The following is a 20,445-nucleotide window of genomic DNA, read 5'->3' on the forward strand; positions in this document are numbered from 1 at the left end:
GTATGGACGCGGGGAATTCCCGTGGAGTTGACTGGTACTAATAGTCCGAAGGCTTACATTATTTTTTTTCAGGGTTTGTTGGCTGGTTTGTTTGTGTTTGCGTCCACTGTATGGTTTTGAGATAACAGCTCTTATAGGCTGCTTAAAAGCGAGAGGTTCTAGAGTGAAAACTCTAGAACCTCTCGCTTTTTTTGTATCCATTTAAGTGTTCTTGGACTAGAAACCGGGAAGGTAAGCTGAAATCATGGACCTCTTCTCACATCAACCTAAGGCAGAGACGGCGACGCTACCTGCTACAGAACACCAAACCCATGCTGTGTTTGCCGAACTATCCTTACCTTTTGAAGAGATTTGGCAGGGCTTTACTGCTTACACTCACCTGTGGTGGCCTCAGCAGCTGCGTCAAGAACCTACTAGCCACATAGAAATAAGCTCAGAGTATCTGCTGGAACAGAATGAGGATGGCGAGAGTACCCTATTAGGGCAGACAGTGCACTATGTACCGGGTGATGTAGTATCCTTGAGATTCCACGAAGAGACTGCACCTGATCTCCATGCTGCTTTCCCTAATGGGCTCAGTTTCACCTTCGATATTGGTGATGCTACACTACCCTCCATCGTTGAGGTAAGTACTGGCATCCTTGCTCCCAGAGAGATATCAGCAGATGCTGAACTTGGTCTTGCGGGAGAACCTGCAAGAGGTCTTGCTGAGCATATACTTTCTGCTTTCGCCCGTTTTATGGGAAAAACGCAAGCAGTGAAGGTAGAGGAGCTTTGAGGTTAGAGAAGCGCCGGGTTTAAGGTGAGTTTTAGCATAAACTTGGTGGCATTGAAGCGATACTGGGGGAGCAGCTCGGGGCCACAGCTATTGGAGCCGATACCGTTCTGCTGGTAGTCCAGGGATAGCACGGTTGCCTCAGCTGGGCACAGATCCACGTTACGCACTGCACGAGTTAGCTCTTCAGCGCTAAAAGGGGAGGCGTTAAAAGAAAAACCCTCGCTCTGCCCGACCCGCTCACCGGTCACGGTCAGAGCAAGCCCACCACCGCTGATCTCCAAGAAACGGGTATCGGAGTGAGCCCCGTTTTCCTGTGGCATGATGTAGTCCTCGTGCAGACCCTCCACAGTGTTCTCGAACAGCCCGTGCCAGGTACTCTGACGCTTATCAATGTAGTTTTCGTGCGGGCCTAGCCCAAAGTAACGCACTGCCTCCATGGCTTGGGGCAAAAAGAGCCTTAGGCCAAAGCGGGGGAGTGATGGGAACTCGGGGTCCTTGACTACTGCTAGCTCTACCTCAACTTGCCCACCTGTACTTACCTTCCAGATGGCGTTCACAGTCAGAATACGCTGGACGGTGCAGGCGACTAGACCCAGGTGAGCAGTAATGAGTACCCCACCTTCTTCTACCTGCTGCCAGCTTGACGAATAGGTGCGAGTATAGGCCTGATTCAGATGGGCCCGCTGCCACTCAGCACGAATGTACATATCATTGTCGGTGGGGGCGCGCCAGATCTGTAAGTCCATAGGCTTCTCTAACAGGCTTAGCCCTCCAAAGACCATGGAGCTAAAGGTACCGGTGAGACGGTTGAACACGTAGGTAAAGCTACTTCCGCTCAGGGTTAGAGCGGTTTCTGTCTCAGCTACCGTAATTCCCCCGCCACCGGTGGGATTGGTCGCTGGCAGGGTGAACATCCCGGTGCCCCAGTTGCCCTCATCAAAACCCAGTAGATACCCGGCGGGTAAAAGCACCTCACCGGCTGGGGCGTAGTCAGCGGTGAGCTCGGTGCTTACGCGTACATAGACAGCCCCGGACTCTACTTGTACCGCCGGCGTGAAGGGCAGGATTGCACTCTGCCCAGGTGCTAGGGGCGGCAAGGGTAGGGTGCCTGTTTCTGTTTCGGTGCCGTTGACCTCCACGGTGTAGCGCAGGGTAAACCGATCGGAGGCATCGCTAAAGTTCAGATTATTGAGTACGGTGATTTCGCCGCGTTCGGGGCTATGGGTAATCCGCAGGGGACGGAATACCTGCTTAGCTTCCAGCAAGCCTGTGTGTGGTGTGCGGTCAGGGTAGACCAGACCATCCATACAGAAATTCCCGTCGTGGATACCCTCACCATGGTCCCCGCCGTAGAAGAAAATTTTGCGCCCAGCGGCGTCTGCACCCTTATAGATAGCGTGGTCAGTCCACTCCCAGATGAAACCGCCCATCATGCGCGGGTTTTCGTCAATGATCTGCTGGTAGTCCGCAAGATCTCCTGGGCCGTTGCCCATAGCGTGGCAGTACTCCATGAGCAGGTAGGGCTTGCCCAAAAGCCCTGCGCCTTCCTGCCCGCCGGTGGCTGTAGTTGCCGCTAACTCTCCTGCAAGATAGCCGCGGATATGCTCCAGGGAGGGGTACATGCGCCCGTAGATGTCGAGGGGGGAGAAGTCATAGGTGCGGCGGCTACCGGCATTAAAGACACCTTCGTAGTGGGTCAGACGAGTTGGGTCAAAGCTCTTGACCCAGTGCAGAGCCGTCTCAAAAGTAACCCCGTAGCTCCCCTCATTACCTGCTGACCAGAAAAGGATGGAGGGGCGGTTCTTCTCGCGCTGAACGCATAGCTGCATACGGTCCAAAGTAGCGGTAACAAAAGCGGGGTTGTCCGAGACTAACTCATTCCAGTGCTCAACCTTGTGAGTGTAGGACTCATCGCGTAAATATTTAAGTTCGTGCCCGTGGCTTTCGTTATCAGCCTCAGCCATGACCATCAGGCCCATCTCGTCTGCCAGCTGGTAGAGGTAAGGGGAACCGGGGTAGTGGCTGGTGCGCACAGCATTGACGTTGTGCGCCAGCATCATCTCAAAATCACGTTTGACCTGCTGAATTTTAACAGTAGGGCCTGTATAGGGGTCTGAATCGTGGCGATTTACCCCACGGATTTTAAAGGGAAGATCATTGAGTTTAACCACCGAATCTTCCAGGCTCACCTGGCGCAGACCAACCCGATCGGCAATTATTTCGTGCTCGGTGTCTAGCGTTAGCTCATAGAGATAGGGGGTTTCTGGTGTCCACAGGTGGGGTTCAGAAATCTCGAGTTCCACCGAGTGGGTGTAGCCCTCCCTCGCTGACCCAGCGGTTAGCTGACCACTGGTAAGAACCTGCCCTGCGGCGTCCTGTAGTCTCACGCTGGTGGACACTTCGCCGCTCAGTACGGCATCAATGTGCACGGTAGCACCCTCAGCCTGCCCCGCCTGAAGGCCGGTTAGTTCCGAGGTAATAAAGAAGTCCTGCAGTGCTTTCTCGGGGCAATGCAGAAGGTAGACGTCGCGGAAAATCCCGGAGGTGCGGAACTTATCCTGATCCTCTAGGTAGCTCCCATCGCACCATTTAAGCACCAGCACAGCCAAACGGTTGCTACCCTCTACCAGATGCTCGGTGATATCAAACTCAGCGGTTGCGTGTGAAACCTGACTGTAGCCCACATAGGTGCCGTTTACCCAGACATAAAAACAGGAGTCCACACCCTCAAAATTGAGGTGGGCCCGGGGTGCTTCTGCCACAGGGGTGTAGATAAAATCTCGGATGTAGGCACCGGCCGGGTTAGCATGCGGCACGAAGGGCGGGTCAATGGGGAAGGGATAACGAATATTAGTGTACTGGTGGCTATCAAACCCGTGATTCTGCCAGACGCTGGGTACCGGTAAGTCGGTAAAACCCTCCAAGAGGTAGTCCCCCGCGAAAAATCCCTCGGGAACCTCGTAAGGGCTATCAAAAAGCTGGAAAGCCCAGGTGCCGTTCAGGCAGGTAAACCTGTCTGAACGCTCGCGGTTGTACACCAGGTCGCGGGCACTGAGTTGAGCGTTCCCGGATGCTGGTATGTAGTAAGCGTGGGGTGCTAGGGTGCCCTCGTGGAGGACCTCCAGATTTTCAAAATGACGAGGGATGAACACGAGTTTGCCTTTCGGAGCCGAGGCGGTGTCTAGCGGTCCTGAGCTGCTGAGGCTGCGGGGCTTGCCAGCAGGAATTCGGGGTGGTTAAAGCCTGCGCGTTCGTAGGCGGATGCTACAGCTTCTGCGACGGTGGGTACCAGCTCTTGAGATACCAGGGCGATAGCTGACCCACCAAAGCCACCGCCTGTCATACGTGCCCCCAGGGCTCCAGCAGCTCGGGCGGCGTTGACAGCCAGGTCTAGCTCATCGCAGGAAACCCGGTAGTCATCGCGCAAAGAATCGTGCGAAGCATTGAGCAGATCTCCTAGCTGTGCCCAGGTCTGCTCGGTGGTTTCTGCTGTGCTAAAGAGCGCCAGACACTCCTCAACCCGGGCAATTTCGGTCAAGGCATGCCGTAGGGCAGCTCGGGCGGTCGGCAGATCGGTCTGGGGTGGTAGGTCAACCATGCCCGCTGTAACCTGTTCTTCCCAGCGAGCTACCAGCTGATGCGCTTCAGCCAAGGTAGGGGTGCTTTCAAAGTAGTCACGCAGGGTGGTAAGCCCCAGTGTATCTGCGGTGAAATCGCAGGCTGCTCGTCGTTTAGCATACTGGCCGTCTGACAGATTGTGGTGGGCGCGGGTGTCCATAACCAACAGGGCAAGACCGGCGCGGTCAACGTCTACCGTGAGCGGGCGTGTTGAAAAATCGCGGCAGTCAATGGCAAGAACTGACCCCTGATGAGCGCGCAGAGAGATGGACTGATCCATCCCACCGGTGTTAGCTCCGGCTATTTCGTTTTCCGCCCGAATGCAGGCGATAGCAAGCTGTGTCCTGCCTGTATCACTCGCAGACAGAGGTTCCCTGCCAGTATTAGCTGCCGCAAAAGCGTCAAAGGCTAGGGCGGTAGAGCACTCCAGTGCAGCAGACGAGGATAGCCCAGCCCCCAGCGGTACTGAGGAATCAATGGCAATATCGGCTCCAGGCAGCTCATCGCGGCTTACCAGCCCCTCTTGAGCCATTGCCCAAGGAACTCCTGCGACGTAGGCAAGCCAACCTTCAACTGCACCCGGAGCTATCGCACCCAGTTCTATTTCACGGGGGGAAGAGGATGCTGAAGCCCCAGCGTCGCCCTGTGCTGTTACAGCACGCAAGAGCCTATCCTGGCGGGGAGTAACAGCTAGATAGGTTCTCTGGGGTAAGGCAAAGGGCAACACAGTACCACCGGAATAGTCGATATGCTCGCCCAGTAGGTTCACACGTCCTGGCGCGGAATAGACCGCCGTCGGCTCGTAGCCAAATGCCAGCCTGAAAGCCTGGGTTACCCTGTCGATTAGCTCGGTGGGCTTAGGGGTTTTCTTCCAGACGGGGGTCATGCTCCCAGCTCCTTAAAACGTGCAGCAATACGTTCGGGGGTGGTGTCATTAATCCATGCACCCATAGCGGACTCGGCTCCGGCGAGGTACTTTAACTTTCCTGGCGCGCGGAGCAACGAGAAGACGTGGAGGAACATCCGCGAGATATTCTGACCATCAATCAGGGGCTTCTGCACCCAGGCAGCAATGTAGGGAGTCTTCTCGACTCCTTCAAAGAAACGGTCGAGGCGAGTAAGCATGTCGAGATACACTTCGGTCAAATCATTTTTCTCGGCGGAGGTAAGGGCCGCGAAATCGGCGGCTGCCCGGCGCGGCATCACCATAAACTCCACCGGCCACTTAGCCGCAAAGGGTACATAAACTACCCAGTGATCGGTCTCGCGCACAATGCGCACGCCTGCCTCTAGCTCAGATGCCAGTACTGACTCCAGCAGGTCAGTGCCCTGCTCTATTGCCCAATCATCCGCTCGTCGTACCAGGGCAGCGGTGTAAGGCGGCAGGTAGGAGAAAGCATAAATCTGACCGTGGGGGTGGTGCAGGGTTACCCCAATTTCTTCACCCCTATTTTCAAAGGGTACTACCTGCTTTACACCGTCCAACTCTGAAAGCTCAGCGGTGCGGTGCGCCCATGCCTCCACTACAGTGCGGGCCCGTTTAAAGCCCAGAGTGCCGAAGGAACCCTCATGATCCTGAGTGAAGCTAACAACCTCACAGCGACCGGCAGGAGTGGTCTCAAAATTGAGAGGGTCACCGTTGACCAGGGCAAGAGGGCCCTGCAGGGAGGGGAAGCGGTTTTCAAAGACCACCACATCGTACTCGGTCTCGGGAATTTCACCGGGTACGCTGCCTACACCAGCTGGAGCAAGAGGATCTTCATCTGCCGGGGGCAGGAAGGTACGGTTCATGCGGTGAGCAGCCAGCGTCACAAAGTCCCCGGTTAGAGGATCGATGCGGATTGATGCTGACTCCTGAGGGGGCAGAGTGCGCTCATCCAGTGGACGCAGGTCTTTGGCGCCGCGCTGTTTAGCACCAGAGAGGTAGGGTTCAGAGTCGTCAAAAAAGATGATTTCACGACCGTCCGCTAGGGTGCTGCGAGAAATTTTTACTTGTACCTCGCCCATAACTAAGCGACCACCAGCCTTTCAACGGATTCGGTGAGAAGTGTGTGTGTCTCCGGTGAGATACCGGAGGAAGTAATGGCGATATCGATGTCGGACCAGTTGGCAAAGCGTGCTAGGCCGGGGGTGCCCCACTTACTGTGGTCAAAAACCGCGACCACGGTATCTGCGCTCTTCATGAAGGTCTCGTTGGTACGTGCCTCGTTAAGGTTGGGGGATGTCAATCCCTTAGTGCTTCCGCCATGAGCGCCCATAAAGAGCAAGTCAAGACTGAGCTTTTCAAGGGTGGCATCGGCAACCGCGCCTACCAGTGCATCCGAGGGGGTATGCTCGCCTCCAGTAAGAACCACCCGGTGCCCGTGCGCTCCGGTATCTGCCGTGCGGTAGAACTCATGAGCTACAGACAGAGAATTGGTCACGATGGTGAGGTTTCGGAACGTGCCACTGGCGGCTATTTCTTGGGCTATGCGGGTACAGGTGGTCCCGGCAGTGAAGCCCAGGGATTGACCATCCTGCACAAACTGCAGGGCACTGAGTGCTATAGCAGTTTTTGCATCCGCATGTAGGGTCATTTTTTCTGCAAAGGTTGGCTCTAGGGAGGACGGAGTGGGTATAGCACCGCCGTGTGTTCGGGAGAGTAAACCCTGGTCTTCTAGTTCTGCTAGGTCACGGCGCACGGTCATGGATGAAACGCCGAGGGCTTCTGCCAGTTCCTGTACTTGGGCGCTACCTCGCTGCTGAACTTCGCGCAGTATGTGCTTCTTGCGTTGCTGGGGGAGCACCTGTCACCTCCGGTTTCTTATATCTTCTACCTCACCACCCATTATGCACAGAATATAACATTTATGAACAGTGGTTGAGATTTTTTGTTTGCTTTCCAGCTGGGTAGAGACGGTGTAGACATTTACGGCACCCATAATTCATTTGTATTCTTACTTGTCAAAACAATATAAAATAAAAAATAAGGAAGAGATAGTGACGTAGGACAAAAATCTCGGTAGACTTTCACAAAATAAACACAAATGAACATTAAACGGTTTTGCCGAAGTGTTTCAGTCCCAACTAGCAGGAGTATCCCATGACACCCACCCCCCTCCAGCTCGACCCCGCACACCTGAGTCAGCTCCACCTGCGAGCTGCTGGGGTATCCCTGCTACTCGATATCACCGAAGGCGAGCTACCTGCCGTTATCCACTGGGGTGCAGATTTGGGTCCCACCTCCGCAGATGAAGCCACTACTCTAGCGCTTGGCCACATCCAGCACATCGCAATTAACGACCAGGAGCGACCCACCCGAATGAACCTGCTCGCCACGCATGAGGCAGGCTGGCACGGCCGTCCCGCCATCGACGGTGGGCGCGTGAACGGAGCCGGATGGACCACCAAACTCAAAATTACCGGCATTACCGCCACCCTAGAGGGTGCCGAGCAGACCGAAAACCTACTCAGCGGCGGTGCTGGAACCCTAGAATTTACCACCGTGGACACCGATGCCGGGGTGAGCGTAACCATCATCTTGGAACTGTTCCCCAGCGGCCTCATCCGCTCCCGTGCCACTCTCACTAACATTGGCCAGGGCGCCTACGAGGTGCGCGAACTGGGCATTGTTTACCCTCTTCCCTCGAACGCTCGTGAACTCTTTGATCTTGCCGGTCACTGGGGCAAGGAACGCGTTCCCCAGCGCATGCCCTTGACCGTGGGCGCTCACCTGCGTGAATCTCGCAAGGGGCGCACCGGTGCGGATGCCGCTACCCTGCTTACTGCTGGCGTTCCTGGTTTTGGTTTTGAGAGCGGAGAAGTTTGGGGCGTTCACACCGCTTTCTCTGGCAATCACCGTTCCTGGGCAGAACGCGCCTACACCGGAGTTGCTGTGATCGGTGGATCTGAGGTTCTTCTCCCCGGCGAAGCGGTGCTAGAGGAAGGTGAAAGTTATACCGGTGTCTGGGTTTATGCCGACTACGGTGACGGGCAGGATGCCCAAGCCGCGCGTATCCACCGCTGGTTGCGCTCGCGTGAGATCCACCCCCAGCGTCAGCGCCCCGTGACCCTCAATGTCTGGGAAGCTGTCTACTTTGACCACAATCTTGACCGCCTCAAAGACCTTGCTGATAAGGCTGCGGAGCTAGGCATTGAACGTTACGTGCTGGATGATGGCTGGTTTGGTTCCCGCCGCGACGACACATCCGGACTAGGCGACTGGACTGTTTCACCCGATATGTGGCCCAACGGTCTGACCCCCATCATTGAGCACGTGGAAAATCTCGGTATGGAGTTTGGGCTTTGGTTTGAACCCGAAATGGTGAACCCTGATTCTGACGTTGCCCGCGACCACCCTGAATGGATTATGGCACCTGCCGGTCGCCAGCCTGTGACCATCCGTAGCCAGCAGGTCATGAACCTGACCATCCCCGACGCCTACGCCCATGTGCGGGACCAGATGGTTGCCGTTCTCACCGAAAACCCTGGCATCAAATACATCAAGTGGGACCACAACCGTCACCTGGTAGAGGCAGGTAACCCCGCAACCGGCGCCCCCGGTGTTCACGCCCAGACTCTTGCCGCCTACCATCTGATGGAAGAGATCAAAGAAAACTTCCCCGGTCTAGAAATTGAAGCCTGCGCATCGGGTGGTGCCCGTGTGGACCTTGAAGTTCTGCAGCGTACCGATCGGGTATGGACCAGTGATTGTATCGACCCACTAGAGCGTCAGCAGATGCACCGATATACACAGCAGCTCATCGTACCCGAGCTTATGGGCTCTCACATCGCCTCGGGTAGCTCTCACACAACTGGTCGCACGCACACTCTTCACTTCCGTGCTGCTACAGCATTCTGGGGGCACTTGGGTGTGGAATGGGACCTCACCGAAGCTTCTTCTGAAGAATTTGCCGAACTTGCTGAATGGATTGCCTTCCATAAGAAGCACCGCGCCCTGTTGCACAGCGGTGACATCGTGCGTATGGACCTCTTTGATAAGGCAGTTGGTGTTCACGGCGTGGTTTCTGCAGATCGTCGTGAGGCCCTCTTTGGGATTAACCAGCTGGACTTCGCAGAGACCAACCCCGTGGGCAAGTTCCGTCTGGGTGGCCTTGATCCCGAGACCATCTATGAAATCAGGGACGTAACCCCCGGGCATGCGGATGCCCACACCGGCTTCCGTCCCTCACCTGTCTGGCCCACCGGACAGCCCATCCGTGTTAGCGGTAGGGCACTTGCCTCAGCAGGTCTCTTCCTGCCCGGTCTTTGGCCCGAAACGTCCCGGATCCTGCACCTCGCAGCTCTCTAAAACTCCTCAATCAACACATACACCCTTAGAGGTATACCATGAGTACATCGGCCACCGGCCACCGATCCGCGAGCCCTGCAAAGCGGCGTCGCGTCAAAGCACAGCAGCCCTGGCTGCCCTGGCTCTTCCTTGCTCCTGCCGCATTCGGATATGTGGTCTTCTACCTGTGGCCCACGTTGCGCGGTATCTGGCTGAGCTTTACCGAATACAACCTGCTGACTCCCGCCAAGTTTGTGGGGCTCTCCAACTACGAGCGCATGTTCCAGGATCCTATCTTCTGGGGATCCATGAAGGTCACCGTGCTCTACGTGGTGCTCAACATCGGTATTCAGACCATCATGGCGCTCTTGATCGCTGTGCTCATGCACCGCCTCACTAAATCAACTTTCGTGCGGTCGGTAGTGCTCTCTCCTTACCTGGTCTCCAACGTAGTCGCCGCAATCGTTTGGCTCTGGGTGTTGGATGCCCAGTTCGGTGTCTTCAACCAGTTCCTTGAATGGATTGGCATTGGAAAAATTGGCTTCCTCACGGACGAATTCTGGGCTATTCCCACCATCGCCATGATTAACGTCTGGCGCCACATGGGCTACACCGCCCTATTAATCTTCGCTGGTCTGCAGACCCTGCCCGAATCCGTCTACGAAGCAGCTCGCATGGACGGTGCGAGTGAAACCCGCATCTTCTTCTCCATCACCATGCCCCTGCTCCGCCCCATCCTGGCGTTGGTGCTGATTATGACCATCATCGGCTCCTTCCAGGTCTTTGACACCGTGGCAGTTACCACCGGCGGTGGTCCCGCAAACGCCACCAACGTACTGCAGATGTATATCTACGACCTCGCCTTCGGCCGCTTCCAGTTCGGTTATGCCTCGGCAATGTCGGTAGCCCTATTAATCGTCCTCGGTATTATCACCATGATTCAGTTCAAGCTCACCCGCGCCAACGACACAGATTTGGACTAAGACCATGAGCACTCAAACTACTAACCGCCCACCCGTTCAGCCCGAACCGGCACCTGCGCCTGAACCTGAGTTCCGCAAGAAGTCCCCCTGGGGCAAAATCTTTGCCTGGACTGCCATGGTCATCATCATGCTGGTTACCCTGTTGCCCTTCTACTGGATGTTGCGCACCGCGCTCTCAACCAACTCCTCCCTCTACCTAGACCCGGCAAACCCACTGCCCCCGGAGTTCTCCACTGGCGGTTTTGAACGAGTCTTTGGTATGCAGACCGCAGAAGAAGCAATCGCTGAAGGCGGCGCCGTCACCACCATGAATTTCTGGCGTTACATCATCAACTCCACCATGCTGGCTACCCTGGTCACCGCCGGGCAGCTCTTCTTCTCAGCAATGGCAGCCTACGCCTTTGCCCGCCTCAAATTCCGCGGCAGCAATATCGTCTACGTAGCCTTCCTCGCGGGTCTCATGGTGCCCTCCATCTTTACCCTGCTACCCAACTTTGTGCTCATCAAAGAGCTGGGCCTCATCGACTCCATCTTCGGTATCGCCCTGCCCACCATGTTCATGACCCCCTTCGCGGTCTTCTTCCTACGCCAGTTCTTCATGAACATCCCCCGCGAAATTGAAGAGGCTGCCCTGCTTGACGGTATCTCCCGCCTCGGAATCTTCTTCAAGGTCATCCTGCCCATGGCTCAGGCGCCCATGGCAACCCTGGGCATCCTCACCTACATTGCTGCCTGGAACGACTACTTCTGGCCGCTCATGGTGTCCTACACCGACAACTCCCGAGTGCTCACCGTCGCCCTCGGTGTCTTCCGCGCCCAGTCACCCCAGCTCGGCACCGACTGGGCAGGTCTCATGGCGGCCACCCTCATCGCCGCCCTGCCCATGATGATTCTCTTTGCCTTCTTTGCAAAGCGCATCGTCAACTCCATCGGCTTCAACGGCCTCAAGTAAGGATCGAACAATGGCTTTCAAACGATTCCCTAAATTCCGTGGAGCGCTCGCCCTCTCAGCAACCGCCATGTTGGCGCTGACCGGTTGCGCGCCGTCCGACGGTGGTGAAGGTACCACCGCTGGTGCCATCGACTACTGGCTCTGGGACACCGGGCAGATTCCCGGCTACCAGCAGTGCGCTGATATGTTCGAGGATCAGACCGGCAAGAAGGTGGTTATCACCCAGTACGGCTGGGATGACTACTGGCAGAAGCTCACCGCCGGTTTCATCGCCGATCAGGGACCGGACGTATTCACCAACCACGCCTCTAAGTACGCTCAGTACGTCAACCTTGAGGTTATTAAACCCCTCAACAAAATTGAGGCAACCGCCGCCGTCAATACCGATGATTTCCAAGAAGGTCTTGCCGAAATCTGGACCGGACCTGACGGTAACCTCTACGGGATGCCCAAGGACTGGGACACCATCGCCGCCTTCTACAACATGGAAATGATTGAGGAGGCCGGTTACACCGCCGAAGACCTGGAAAACTGGGGGTTCAATACTGCAGACGGTGGCTCCTTTGAGCAGATTATTGCTCACCTGACCATCGATGAGAACGGTGTTCGTGGCGACGAGCCCGGTTTCGATAAGAACAAGGTAGCTGTCTACGGTCTTGGTCTTTCCGAATCTGGTGGCTCCACCTTCGGCCAGGGCCAATGGTCCGGCTTTGCCGCTGCTACCGGCTGGGAAGCAACCAATAAGCCCGTCTGGGGTGACCACTACAACCTTGATGACCCTACCTTCCAGAGCACCATTGACTGGTATTTCGGGCTGGTAGACAAGGGCTACATGCCGGCTTTCGGCGTCTTCCCCCAGTCAGAAGGTGCAGCACCTCAGTTGACCTCCAGCAAGGCGGCTATCACATTCAACGGCTCCTGGATGATTACCACCTACGCCAAGGCAGGCTTTGAGGTTGGGTTAGCTGAGTTCCCTACCAACACCGACACCGGTGTTTCCAAGACCATGATGAACGGCCTAGCGGACTCCATCAACGTCAATACCAATGACCCCGAAGGTTCCGCCGAGTGGGTGGCCTTCATGGCAACTGACCAGTGCCAGAGCGTCATCGGTGAGCAAGGCGTGGTCTTTCCCTCGCGGAAGGACGCCACCCCCATCGCTACCGAGGCTTACTCCAAGCTGGGGTTGGACACCGCCGCCTTCAGCGACCCGGTAACCCGCAACGACGTGGTCTACTTCCCCATTACCGACTACGGCGCCGACATCGGAGCGCTCACCACCCCGGCATTTGAGGATATCTACGCCAACCGCAAGCCGGCATCCACCCTCTCCGCGGTGAATGACTCTATCAACATACTCTTCGAGACCTCCGCTGACTAAGGTCAGCCCCCAAAATTTAGAAAGGACGCACCATGTCAGGCGTCACCCTTGAAAATGTAACTTGCCACTACCCCGGTGCCGAGCGCGCCTCAGTATCCAACGTTAGCCTCGATATTAAAGAGGGCGAGTTCCTGGTGCTCGTCGGCCCCTCAGGCTGCGGCAAATCCACTACCCTGCGCATGATTGCCGGTCTTGAGGATGTCACCGACGGATCCATCACCATCGGCGGGAGGGACGTCACCCACATCGCCCCCAAGGACCGCGACATCGCCATGGTCTTCCAGAACTACGCGCTTTACCCACACATGACCGTGCGCGAGAACATCGCCTTCTCCCTCAAGGTCGCCAAGTACCCCAAAGACAAAATCAACCGCCGCGTAGAAGAGGCAGCTAAGCTACTTGACCTTACCCAGTACCTGGATCGCAAGCCCAAAGCGCTTTCCGGCGGTCAGCGCCAGCGCGTAGCAATGGGCCGCGCTATTGTGCGTGAGCCCCGCGCCTTCCTCATGGATGAACCGCTCTCAAACCTGGATGCAAAACTGCGCGTGCAGACCCGCACCCAGATTTCGGAACTCACCCGCCAGCTGGGTGTCACCACCGTCTACGTCACCCACGACCAGACCGAGGCGATGACCATGGGGGATCGTGTGGCCGTGCTCAAGGACGGTCTGCTACAGCAGGTGGACACCCCATCCAACCTCTACGACAAGCCCACCAACGAGTTCGTTGCCGGTTTCATTGGCTCACCCTCCATGAACCTTTTTCGTTGCAAGGTCGATGCCGCCGGTGTTCATCTGGGTAACACCGTGATTCCCCTATCTGAGGCGCAGCGTTCCCGCCTGACCGGTGACACCGTGAGCATCGGTGTGCGCCCCGAAGATTTGTCTATCGGAGCCGAAGGTGAGGGCATCGTGGTGCATGTAGACCTGGTGGAAGAGCTGGGCGCAGATGCCTATGTCTACGCTTCCCTTGGTCTCTCCTCAGAGGTCAAGCTCAATACCACCAACGACGAACGCCCTGCCCAGGTAATCCTGCGCGTGGGTGGTCGCAGCTCCATCAAGCAGTATGACCAGCTCTGGATTTCCCCCTCGGGCCGTCTGCACTTCTTTGATGCGGCAACCGGCGTAAACCTGGACGAAACGTCAACCACCGACCAGCAAGATACCCCCTGGGGTTAATTGGTTAGCTGCCTTTAGACGCTGCACCACTGCTCTACCTGCCCCTACCGGCTACCGAAACCGCACCACCCACAACGCTGGGTACGTGGTAGGGGCAGTGGGCACCGGGAGAAGCCTTTGAGATGCTCACCGAGGGTCTGAAACTGACCAACTACCCCCTGGCTGAAGTGGAGCAGTCTCGGCAGGAAACCCGCGATTTTGGCAGCTTTACGCTGGGTGCAAATAAGGATTTAGCTTTGCTAGAAAACAGCGATACCTACGATATTGAACGTGAAGTGGACCTGCCGGCAACAGGCTCCGAGCGGGTATGCCTGGAACTTATGAAGACCGGTGCTGGGAACCGAGTGCTAATAAGCTATGACAGCCGTGACTCCTGACTTTAGCCCCGTCCACGGCACCCTAGTAACCCTGACCGGAGGTGGCTACACCGCCCAGATTTCTGAGGTTGGGGCAAATCTTAACCGTTTGCTCGCCCCCTGTGGCCGTGATCTCGTCCTACCGGTAGGGCCAGGGCTTAGGGAAGGGTACCGAGGATCAGTTTTAGCTCCTTGGCCTAACCGTATAGCTAACGGTGTATATAACTTTGAGGGTGAACAGCGCTTGTCCGTGACCGAACCTGAGCTGGGAAATGCTAGCCACGGGCTAGTGGCCTGGGTGCCATGGCACCTGGGTGAACCGGTAACGGTTGATGATGGGCAGCAACTTACCTGCAGTTTGCACCTATACCCGCAACCCGGCTATCCCTTTAGCCTTTCCCTGCAACTGGTCTACACCCTTACCCGGGAGGGGCTACATGTTGTGCTTACCGCGCAGAACAGGGGTAAAACTCTCGCTCCCTATGCCGCGGGTTTCCACCCCTATCTGCTTGCTGATGGTCAGGCTGAGACAGAGGGTGTGATTGATAGGTGGAGCCTTGAACTGCCCGCTACCCGCTACCTGGAAACTGACCACCAAATGATTCCTGTAGCGGAGCACCCGGTTGCTGGCAGCACCCTTGATTTCTGTGTGGAGCGCCCGCTTGCCGGTGTGAATCTTGACCATGGGTTTGGTGGTCTTATCGGCACAGCCGTAACCTTGCGTGGTGCCAGCGGTGGAACCCTGTTGATGATGGGGGAGGGTACTAGATGGGTGCAGGTTTATACCGATGGAACAGCCCGCCGTGGGGTTGCTGTTGAACCAATGAGTGCTCCTGCAAATGCCTTTGTGACCGGTAAAGATCTGGAGCTGCTAAATCCGGGGCAGTGGCATACGATGAGCTGGTCTCTGGCGGCACTGTAAAACTATCGGGACTTCCAGGTGTCACCAGTATGCTTACATGAGGCCAATAAACTGTTATTTATGTCTTCACGAGGTGATACGCATTGGGCTCACCCGTGGCTCGGACCAGCTTGGATTCTAAATACAGCGATGAATTCTTATATGACCATCATTAAAGAGGTACGGCAGCCGGTCATCCTAGGGAATATCTACCTAACTGCTGAACATGATTTTGTAGGCCAGGAAGAACATGAGTGCGGCAATACCGGCGTCCAGAACACGCCAGGCGCGGGGATTGGCGAAGATGGGGCGCAAGAAGCGGCTGCAGCTAGCCAGCAAGCTGAACCAGAGCGTGGAACCAACTACGGTGCCAGCATAGAAAAGCCAGCGGTTCTCCCCCTGCTGATTGGCAATGCCACCCAGCAGGACGATGGTGTCCAAATAAGCATGGGGGTTAAGGTAGGTCATGGCTGCAGCAATCAGCAGTGCTTTGCCCACAGTTTTAGGCCCATCTTGGCCGGTGACTACAGTCATTGCGCTGGGCTTTAAAGCGCGTTTGGCGGCAAGTAGACCGTAGCAGATGAGAAAGAGCCCTCCACCCCAGCGCATTAGCTCTAGAACCCAAGCAGCAGAATCCACGAGTTTACCGATGCCAAAGACGCCTAACCCAATGAGCAGAGCATCCGAAAGGATGCAGAAAATAGCAATAGGCCACACAAATTTCCCAATGATCGCCTGGCGCAGAATGTAGGCATTCTGGGCGCCAATAGCAACAATGAGGGAAAGCCCTGTGGTGGCGCCCAATAGTATGGTGGGAAGCATTTCAGTAGTCACGAGGTACCACCGTACCCGCCTAGGGCTAATAAAGCCATCTAATGAAACTTCAATAACATAAGATGTTCTTATGATGCGTTTTACTACCGACCAGTTACACACCTTTGTCACCGTGATTGAATACGGCACCTTCGATGCCGCTGCCGATCTCTTGGGAATCAGCGCGTCGGCGGTGTCCCAGCGTATTAAGGCAATGGAGCAACTAGCTGGCAGGGTGCTCCTCAAGCGCACTAACCCTGTTGCCCCCACGGAATCGGGCCAGAGTGTGCTACGCATTGCCCGGCAAAGCGAGTTCTTGCACGGCGAGATGGAGCGGGAGCTGGGTGGCGGCGGCGCTGTCCAGAGTGTAGCTGTGGCGGTCAATGCTGACTCTCTAGCGACCTGGTTCCTCACTGCAGTAGGTGAGCTCGCCGCGCAGGACAAAATTTTTTGCGACGTACGCCGCGAGGGAGAATTCCATTCATCAGCTCTACTGCGTTCGGGTGAGGTTATGGCAGCGTTGACTTCTCGCCCCGAATCAATCCCGGGGTGCTCGGTAGAGAAGCTGGGGGAGATGCGCTACCACGTGGTTGCGTCGGGCCAGTATGTGCGCACTTACTTTCCCCACTACCCCAAAGTAACTGCTGATGAACTGGCACTAGCTCCTGTGGTTGAGTTCGACCGTAAAGACTTTGGGTTATCCTCTGCCCGTGATTTGTTAGCGCAACGCTTTAATGTTGAGTTAAGCGCCCTAGGTGTACCACCAAGAATTTACATTCCTAGCTCCCCCGATTATGCTCGCGCAGTTTTGGCTGGAATCGCCTGGGGAATTGTGCCGGAAGCTCAGTGTTTAGATGCTCTAGAGTCTGATGATTTGGTTGAACTAACGGAAGAACCCATTGACGTTCCACTCTATTGGCAGCACTGGAATATTAGCTCCCCGGTCCTGCAGCGACTCAGTGAGAAGGTCTATAACGCGGCCCAGCGCGGGGGAGGGCTAAGGTAAGGAAAATTTTTTTAACTGTGGCTTGCGGGGAGGAAACTTTACAAGTAAAGTATTCTTTGTTGAAGCAACCACCTTACGAAAGGTAAAGAACATGGCAGAGCTAACCGCAGGCACCTGGAATTTCGATCCCGCACACTCGGAGATCGGTTTCACCGTACGCCACGCAGGAATCACCAAGGTACACGGCATCTTTGAAGAGGCAACCGCGAACCTAACCATCGCAGAGAACATCTCAGAATCAACCGTCACAGCAACCGTGCAGACCACCTCTATCAACACCGGCAACGCAGACCGCGATGGCCACCTCAAGAGCGGTGACTTCTTCGGCGCCGAAGAAAATTCAGAGATGACCTTCACGTCCACTTCCTTTGACCTGGATGGTGAAGACCTCACCCTGACAGGTGACCTCACCATCAAGGACGTAACCCGCCCCATCACCTTCTCTGGCGAATTCGCTGGCGCTGTTGTTGACGCTTTCGGCGTTACTCGCGCAGGTGCGTCAGTTACCGCAACCATCTCTCGTAAGGACTTCGGCATGACCTGGAATGCCGCCATCGAAGCCGGTGGTGTCCTGGTCTCAGATAAGGTCGCCATCAACCTCGATGTAGCCTTTACTGCCCCCCAGAACTAACCTCCCAGCGTTCCCAGAACGCTGAAGGCAGCAGCAACCGCTGCGCAACCTTAGCCCCTTCCCGCTTTCCTCAAGCGGTGAGGGGCTAAGCTGTATGCTGGGCTGGAAATATCACGAAAAGGGGCTCTGCATGGCAGATTTTCTAGAAAATCACCAGGTAGCGCTCTACCTACTTGCCTTGGTTGCCGGTGGTGCGGCGTCCTTTATGCAGAGCGCAGCGGTGCTGGCTGAACCTCTGGTCAGCCCCGCCCTTGCTGCACTGCTCCTGGCTACCTTTCTCTGTATCCCGTTGAGGCAGGCTGCTACGGAGAAACCTCCGCGCGGCTTTGTATCCGGTCTGCTGGTGCTCAACTTTCTACTGGTTCCTGTGGTTCTTGCCCTTCTTTTGGCCGTAACCCCGGCACCCGATGCCCTACTCTTTACGGCTGCCCTGGTGCTGCTGGCACCCTGTATTGATTATGTGGTGGTCTTTTGCGGTCTTGCGGGTGGGTCTTCCCGCCGCCTACTAGTAGCAACCCCGTTACTACTTGGTGCCCAGCTACTAGCTGTGCCGCTGTGGCTCTTTCTGCTGGGACACGTAGGGCTCTGGTCAGCTACCCCGGTGACCCCCGCTGCCCTGCGAGCCGGCGCGACCCCCGCCGTGCTGGCCCTAGCAGTGGTGCTGGTGCCCCTGCTACTCGCCTGGGTACTACAGGGCTTCCAGACGACCTCGCACCGGGCACAAGAGTATGCTGAGGCAGGTATGGTGCCACTCATGCTGGCGGTCCTGTTTCTGACCGCCGCCGCCCATACCCACAGCCTTGCCGGTGAGTGGGCCTCCCTTGCACCGCTGGTCCCCGTTTACGCGGTCTTTGCCCTGCTCACCGGCGTCCTTGCCTGGTGGGGCTCACGACACCTGCTACGTCCTGCCGCGCACCCAGACCGTCTCGCTCTTACCTTCTCCGCAGTCACCCGCAATGCCCTGATAGTACTTCCCCTTGTGCTGGGGCTCAGTGCCCTAGCCCAGAGTGCCGGCACACCGGGCGCTACCCTCATGCCCATCGCCGTAGTTACCCAGACCCTGGTCGAACTACTGGTCATGACCGGCATGGTTGCACTCTTTCGAGCAAGAAAAAACCGGGCACCCGCCCCCAAATAAGGGAGGTGCCCGGCTTGCCGCTTCTAGCTGGCAAAAGACTGCCACACAAAGTAGATAGCAATTGCCGCGATGACTCCGAGCAGAGCCCAGCGTCGCAGCCTGGTCTCAAACTTGGCTGCCTTGATGTCCTTACGGTCAGCAAACTTCTCGGTAGGGTCCACAGGCGCCAAATTAGCTGGATTAGTAGTCTCTGGTTTATCTTCAGACACGGTCAGACCCTAGCGCCAACGGGTGGTCATCATCAGCCCCACCATAATTAGTCCAACACCGATACCAATGTTCCAGTTACCCGCAGCGGCTACCGGCAGAGTGCTCTGAGTAATGTAAAAAGTAACAATCCACAGCACCCCAAGAATCATAAGAGTAAACATGATCACGCGGTACCAAAGAGGCGTGGGGGAAGGGAACTCATCGTCACTGTACATCGACTCAGCAACTCGGCGGAGCTCAGCCTCACTTAAGTCCTCATCGCGAATCGACTTTGAATCAGCCACTATTCCTCCAGCTGGGGCATATTACCCCGAATATTTATGTAGACGTACAGACTCGATTTTAACGTCTAGAACTGAGAAAGTTCTACCATTGGACAGTAACCCGCCTAACGTCACTGAAAGTTCTCTCTATGGCCGCCAACCGCCCCACCGCCTCCAGGATATCTCTGACCCCCCTGCAGTGGGCTGTGCAAATTTTCGGTGAACTGCTCATTACCCTGGGTTGCATCCTCGTCCTCTTCGTTGCCTGGCAACTCTGGTGGACCAACATCGCCGCTAACAGTGCTCAAAAAGATGCAGTGCAGTCTCTAGTGCAAGAGTTTGATGCAACGCCAGAAGCTGATGCGGTACAAGAAACTCATCAAGCACAAGGGGCAGAAAATGCCCCTTCATCTGAAACTTACGACCCCCTCACACCCCCCATCACGCAGGCACCGGCTTACGGGAAAGTCTACGGAGTGGTCTATATACCCCGCCTAGGCGAAGGCTACGCTCGCCCTCTCGCTGAAGGAGTGGGCACCGATGTGCTCGACACGCTCGGCCTCGGCAGATACCCGGGCACCCAGCTCCCCGGCGAATACGGCAACCTAGCGCTCGCCGGCCACCGCCAAACGAACGGGGCTGTACTAGACCATATCGATGAGTTGCAGACCGGTGACGCTATCTATGTAAGGACGGCCCAGGGATACTACACCTACAGGGTTTATGAATCTACCATCGTGCTACCGCACCAGGTGGAGGTTATTGCCCCCAACCCCGATGCTCCTCACGCCCCGGCCTCCGAAGCTAATCGGCGACTTCTGACCCTCACCAGTTGCCACCCCCGCTATGGAGATACTGAGAGGTACATCGTGCACGCTGAATTCGTGGGTTGGCAGCCCAATCAGGCAGGTGCTCCCGAAGAGATTGCCAATATCTCCCTCTAAAAAATCGCTCGGTAAAGAACGTGC

Annotated in this window: 20 protein-coding genes; 12 read left to right on the top strand and 8 right to left on the bottom strand. The window is 56.2% G+C overall.

Translation table 11 applies throughout. The annotated features are described in order from the left end of the window. Positions 1 to 201 (bottom strand): hypothetical protein (locus ABD982_RS00005; RefSeq protein ID WP_345443096.1); only part of this gene is annotated, 201 nt, incomplete at its 3' end. Positions 202 to 244: 43 nt separating this feature from the next. Here ABD982_RS00005 and ABD982_RS00010 point away from each other — a divergent pair. Beyond that, on the top strand, positions 245 to 778 hold the full coding sequence (locus ABD982_RS00010) for a hypothetical protein (protein ID WP_345443099.1): 534 nt from the start codon (positions 245 to 247) through the stop codon (positions 776 to 778). A gap of 2 nt (positions 779 to 780) precedes the next feature. Here the strand turns inward: ABD982_RS00010 and ABD982_RS00015 are convergent, their stop codons facing one another. The 4 genes from ABD982_RS00015 to ABD982_RS00030 are packed head-to-tail and all read right to left on the bottom strand — an operon-like array spanning position 781 to position 7,182. After that, entirely contained in the window at positions 781 to 3,930 is a 3,150-nt protein-coding gene (locus tag ABD982_RS00015) for a glycoside hydrolase family 2 TIM barrel-domain containing protein (RefSeq protein ID WP_345443102.1), read from the bottom strand. A gap of 29 nt (positions 3,931 to 3,959) precedes the next feature. Continuing rightward, positions 3,960 to 5,282, bottom strand: a complete 1,323-nt coding sequence (gene galK / locus ABD982_RS00020; protein ID WP_237203094.1) for a galactokinase — start codon at positions 5,280 to 5,282, stop codon at positions 3,960 to 3,962. Next, complete coding sequence (galT, locus tag ABD982_RS00025; protein WP_345443109.1) at positions 5,279 to 6,403, bottom strand: galactose-1-phosphate uridylyltransferase; 1,125 nt, start codon at positions 6,401 to 6,403, stop codon at positions 5,279 to 5,281. The genes galK and galT overlap by 4 nt, the downstream gene beginning before the upstream one ends. Before the next feature lie 2 nt (positions 6,404 to 6,405). Next, complete coding sequence (locus ABD982_RS00030) at positions 6,406 to 7,182, bottom strand: DeoR/GlpR family DNA-binding transcription regulator (RefSeq protein ID WP_345443112.1); 777 nt, start codon at positions 7,180 to 7,182, stop codon at positions 6,406 to 6,408. 296 nt (positions 7,183 to 7,478) lie between these two features. Between ABD982_RS00030 and ABD982_RS00035 the strand changes: the two genes are divergently transcribed. The 7 genes from ABD982_RS00035 (at position 7,479) to ABD982_RS00065 (ending at position 15,437) form a co-directional block, all read left to right on the top strand. After that, positions 7,479 to 9,686, top strand: coding sequence for an alpha-galactosidase (locus ABD982_RS00035; RefSeq protein ID WP_345443115.1), 2,208 nt, complete (start codon positions 7,479 to 7,481; stop codon positions 9,684 to 9,686). Positions 9,687 to 9,724: 38 nt separating this feature from the next. Beyond that, positions 9,725 to 10,648, top strand: a complete 924-nt coding sequence (locus ABD982_RS00040) for a carbohydrate ABC transporter permease (RefSeq protein WP_345443118.1) — start codon at positions 9,725 to 9,727, stop codon at positions 10,646 to 10,648. A 4-nt stretch (positions 10,649 to 10,652) separates the two neighbouring features. Further along, positions 10,653 to 11,600 (top strand): carbohydrate ABC transporter permease, encoded by a 948-nt coding sequence (locus ABD982_RS00045; protein WP_251379661.1) that lies wholly within the window; start codon positions 10,653 to 10,655, stop codon positions 11,598 to 11,600. 10 nt (positions 11,601 to 11,610) lie between these two features. Beyond that, positions 11,611 to 12,981: an ABC transporter substrate-binding protein gene (locus ABD982_RS00050; RefSeq protein WP_345443123.1), complete on the top strand. Its 1,371-nt coding sequence runs from the start codon at positions 11,611 to 11,613 to the stop codon at positions 12,979 to 12,981. Positions 12,982 to 13,013: 32 nt separating this feature from the next. Continuing rightward, complete coding sequence (locus ABD982_RS00055; protein ID WP_251379659.1) at positions 13,014 to 14,159, top strand: ABC transporter ATP-binding protein; 1,146 nt, start codon at positions 13,014 to 13,016, stop codon at positions 14,157 to 14,159. 122 nt (positions 14,160 to 14,281) lie between these two features. Beyond that, positions 14,282 to 14,536, top strand: coding sequence for a hypothetical protein (locus ABD982_RS00060; RefSeq protein ID WP_345443127.1), 255 nt, complete (start codon positions 14,282 to 14,284; stop codon positions 14,534 to 14,536). After that, positions 14,517 to 15,437: an aldose epimerase family protein gene (locus ABD982_RS00065; RefSeq protein WP_345443130.1), complete on the top strand. Its 921-nt coding sequence runs from the start codon at positions 14,517 to 14,519 to the stop codon at positions 15,435 to 15,437. Before ABD982_RS00060 ends, ABD982_RS00065 begins: the two co-directional genes overlap by 20 nt. A 192-nt stretch (positions 15,438 to 15,629) precedes the next feature. On the opposite strand, the gene ABD982_RS00070 is transcribed toward ABD982_RS00065, so the two are convergent. Next, positions 15,630 to 16,250, bottom strand: a complete 621-nt coding sequence (locus ABD982_RS00070) for a LysE/ArgO family amino acid transporter (RefSeq protein ID WP_251379656.1) — start codon at positions 16,248 to 16,250, stop codon at positions 15,630 to 15,632. 70 nt (positions 16,251 to 16,320) lie between these two features. Between ABD982_RS00070 and ABD982_RS00075 the strand changes: the two genes are divergently transcribed. From ABD982_RS00075 to ABD982_RS00085, 3 genes are all read left to right on the top strand, one after another. Beyond that, positions 16,321 to 17,235: a LysR family transcriptional regulator ArgP gene (locus ABD982_RS00075; RefSeq protein WP_345443135.1), complete on the top strand. Its 915-nt coding sequence runs from the start codon at positions 16,321 to 16,323 to the stop codon at positions 17,233 to 17,235. Positions 17,236 to 17,326: 91 nt separating this feature from the next. Continuing rightward, the gene (locus ABD982_RS00080; RefSeq protein ID WP_251379654.1) at positions 17,327 to 17,866 is read left to right on the top strand and encodes a YceI family protein; all 540 of its coding nucleotides are present in this window, start codon (positions 17,327 to 17,329) and stop codon (positions 17,864 to 17,866) included. A gap of 130 nt (positions 17,867 to 17,996) precedes the next feature. Further along, on the top strand, positions 17,997 to 19,004 hold the full coding sequence (locus ABD982_RS00085; protein WP_345443141.1) for an arsenic resistance protein: 1,008 nt from the start codon (positions 17,997 to 17,999) through the stop codon (positions 19,002 to 19,004). Between the two features lie 23 nt (positions 19,005 to 19,027). Here the strand turns inward: ABD982_RS00085 and ABD982_RS00090 are convergent, their stop codons facing one another. Then, a complete protein-coding gene (locus ABD982_RS00090) occupies positions 19,028 to 19,213 on the bottom strand; it encodes a hypothetical protein (protein WP_251379652.1) in 186 nt (61 codons plus the stop codon). Between the two features lie 9 nt (positions 19,214 to 19,222). After that, positions 19,223 to 19,498, bottom strand: a complete 276-nt coding sequence (locus ABD982_RS00095; RefSeq protein ID WP_251379651.1) for a cell division protein CrgA — start codon at positions 19,496 to 19,498, stop codon at positions 19,223 to 19,225. A 128-nt stretch (positions 19,499 to 19,626) separates the two neighbouring features. Here ABD982_RS00095 and ABD982_RS00100 point away from each other — a divergent pair, with 128 nt between their 5' ends. Further along, a complete protein-coding gene (locus tag ABD982_RS00100; RefSeq protein ID WP_345443146.1) occupies positions 19,627 to 20,421 on the top strand; it encodes a class E sortase in 795 nt (264 codons plus the stop codon). Positions 20,422 to 20,445 lie beyond the last annotated feature (24 nt).

This window comes from Rothia endophytica (genome assembly GCF_039543885.1).
Lineage (GTDB): Bacteria > Actinomycetota > Actinomycetes > Actinomycetales > Micrococcaceae > Rothia > Rothia endophytica.

Bases quoted from the DNA above. Each gene is read 5' to 3' on its own strand.
- ABD982_RS00010 (WP_345443099.1), top strand. From the start codon at position 245: ATGGACCTCTTCTCACATCAACCTAAGGCAGAGACGGCGACGCTACCT.
- galK (WP_237203094.1), bottom strand. From the start codon at position 5,282: ATGACCCCCGTCTGGAAGAAAACCCCTAAGCCCACCGAGCTAATCGAC.
- galT (WP_345443109.1), bottom strand. From the start codon at position 6,403: ATGGGCGAGGTACAAGTAAAAATTTCTCGCAGCACCCTAGCGGACGGT.
- ABD982_RS00035 (WP_345443115.1), top strand. From the start codon at position 7,479: ATGACACCCACCCCCCTCCAGCTCGACCCCGCACACCTGAGTCAGCTC.
- ABD982_RS00040 (WP_345443118.1), top strand. From the start codon at position 9,725: ATGAGTACATCGGCCACCGGCCACCGATCCGCGAGCCCTGCAAAGCGG.
- ABD982_RS00045 (WP_251379661.1), top strand. From the start codon at position 10,653: ATGAGCACTCAAACTACTAACCGCCCACCCGTTCAGCCCGAACCGGCA.
- ABD982_RS00050 (WP_345443123.1), top strand. From the start codon at position 11,611: ATGGCTTTCAAACGATTCCCTAAATTCCGTGGAGCGCTCGCCCTCTCA.
- ABD982_RS00055 (WP_251379659.1), top strand. From the start codon at position 13,014: ATGTCAGGCGTCACCCTTGAAAATGTAACTTGCCACTACCCCGGTGCC.
- ABD982_RS00060 (WP_345443127.1), top strand. From the start codon at position 14,282: ATGCTCACCGAGGGTCTGAAACTGACCAACTACCCCCTGGCTGAAGTG.
- ABD982_RS00065 (WP_345443130.1), top strand. From the start codon at position 14,517: ATGACAGCCGTGACTCCTGACTTTAGCCCCGTCCACGGCACCCTAGTA.
- ABD982_RS00075 (WP_345443135.1), top strand. From the start codon at position 16,321: ATGATGCGTTTTACTACCGACCAGTTACACACCTTTGTCACCGTGATT.
- ABD982_RS00080 (WP_251379654.1), top strand. From the start codon at position 17,327: ATGGCAGAGCTAACCGCAGGCACCTGGAATTTCGATCCCGCACACTCG.
- ABD982_RS00085 (WP_345443141.1), top strand. From the start codon at position 17,997: ATGGCAGATTTTCTAGAAAATCACCAGGTAGCGCTCTACCTACTTGCC.
- ABD982_RS00100 (WP_345443146.1), top strand. From the start codon at position 19,627: ATGGCCGCCAACCGCCCCACCGCCTCCAGGATATCTCTGACCCCCCTG.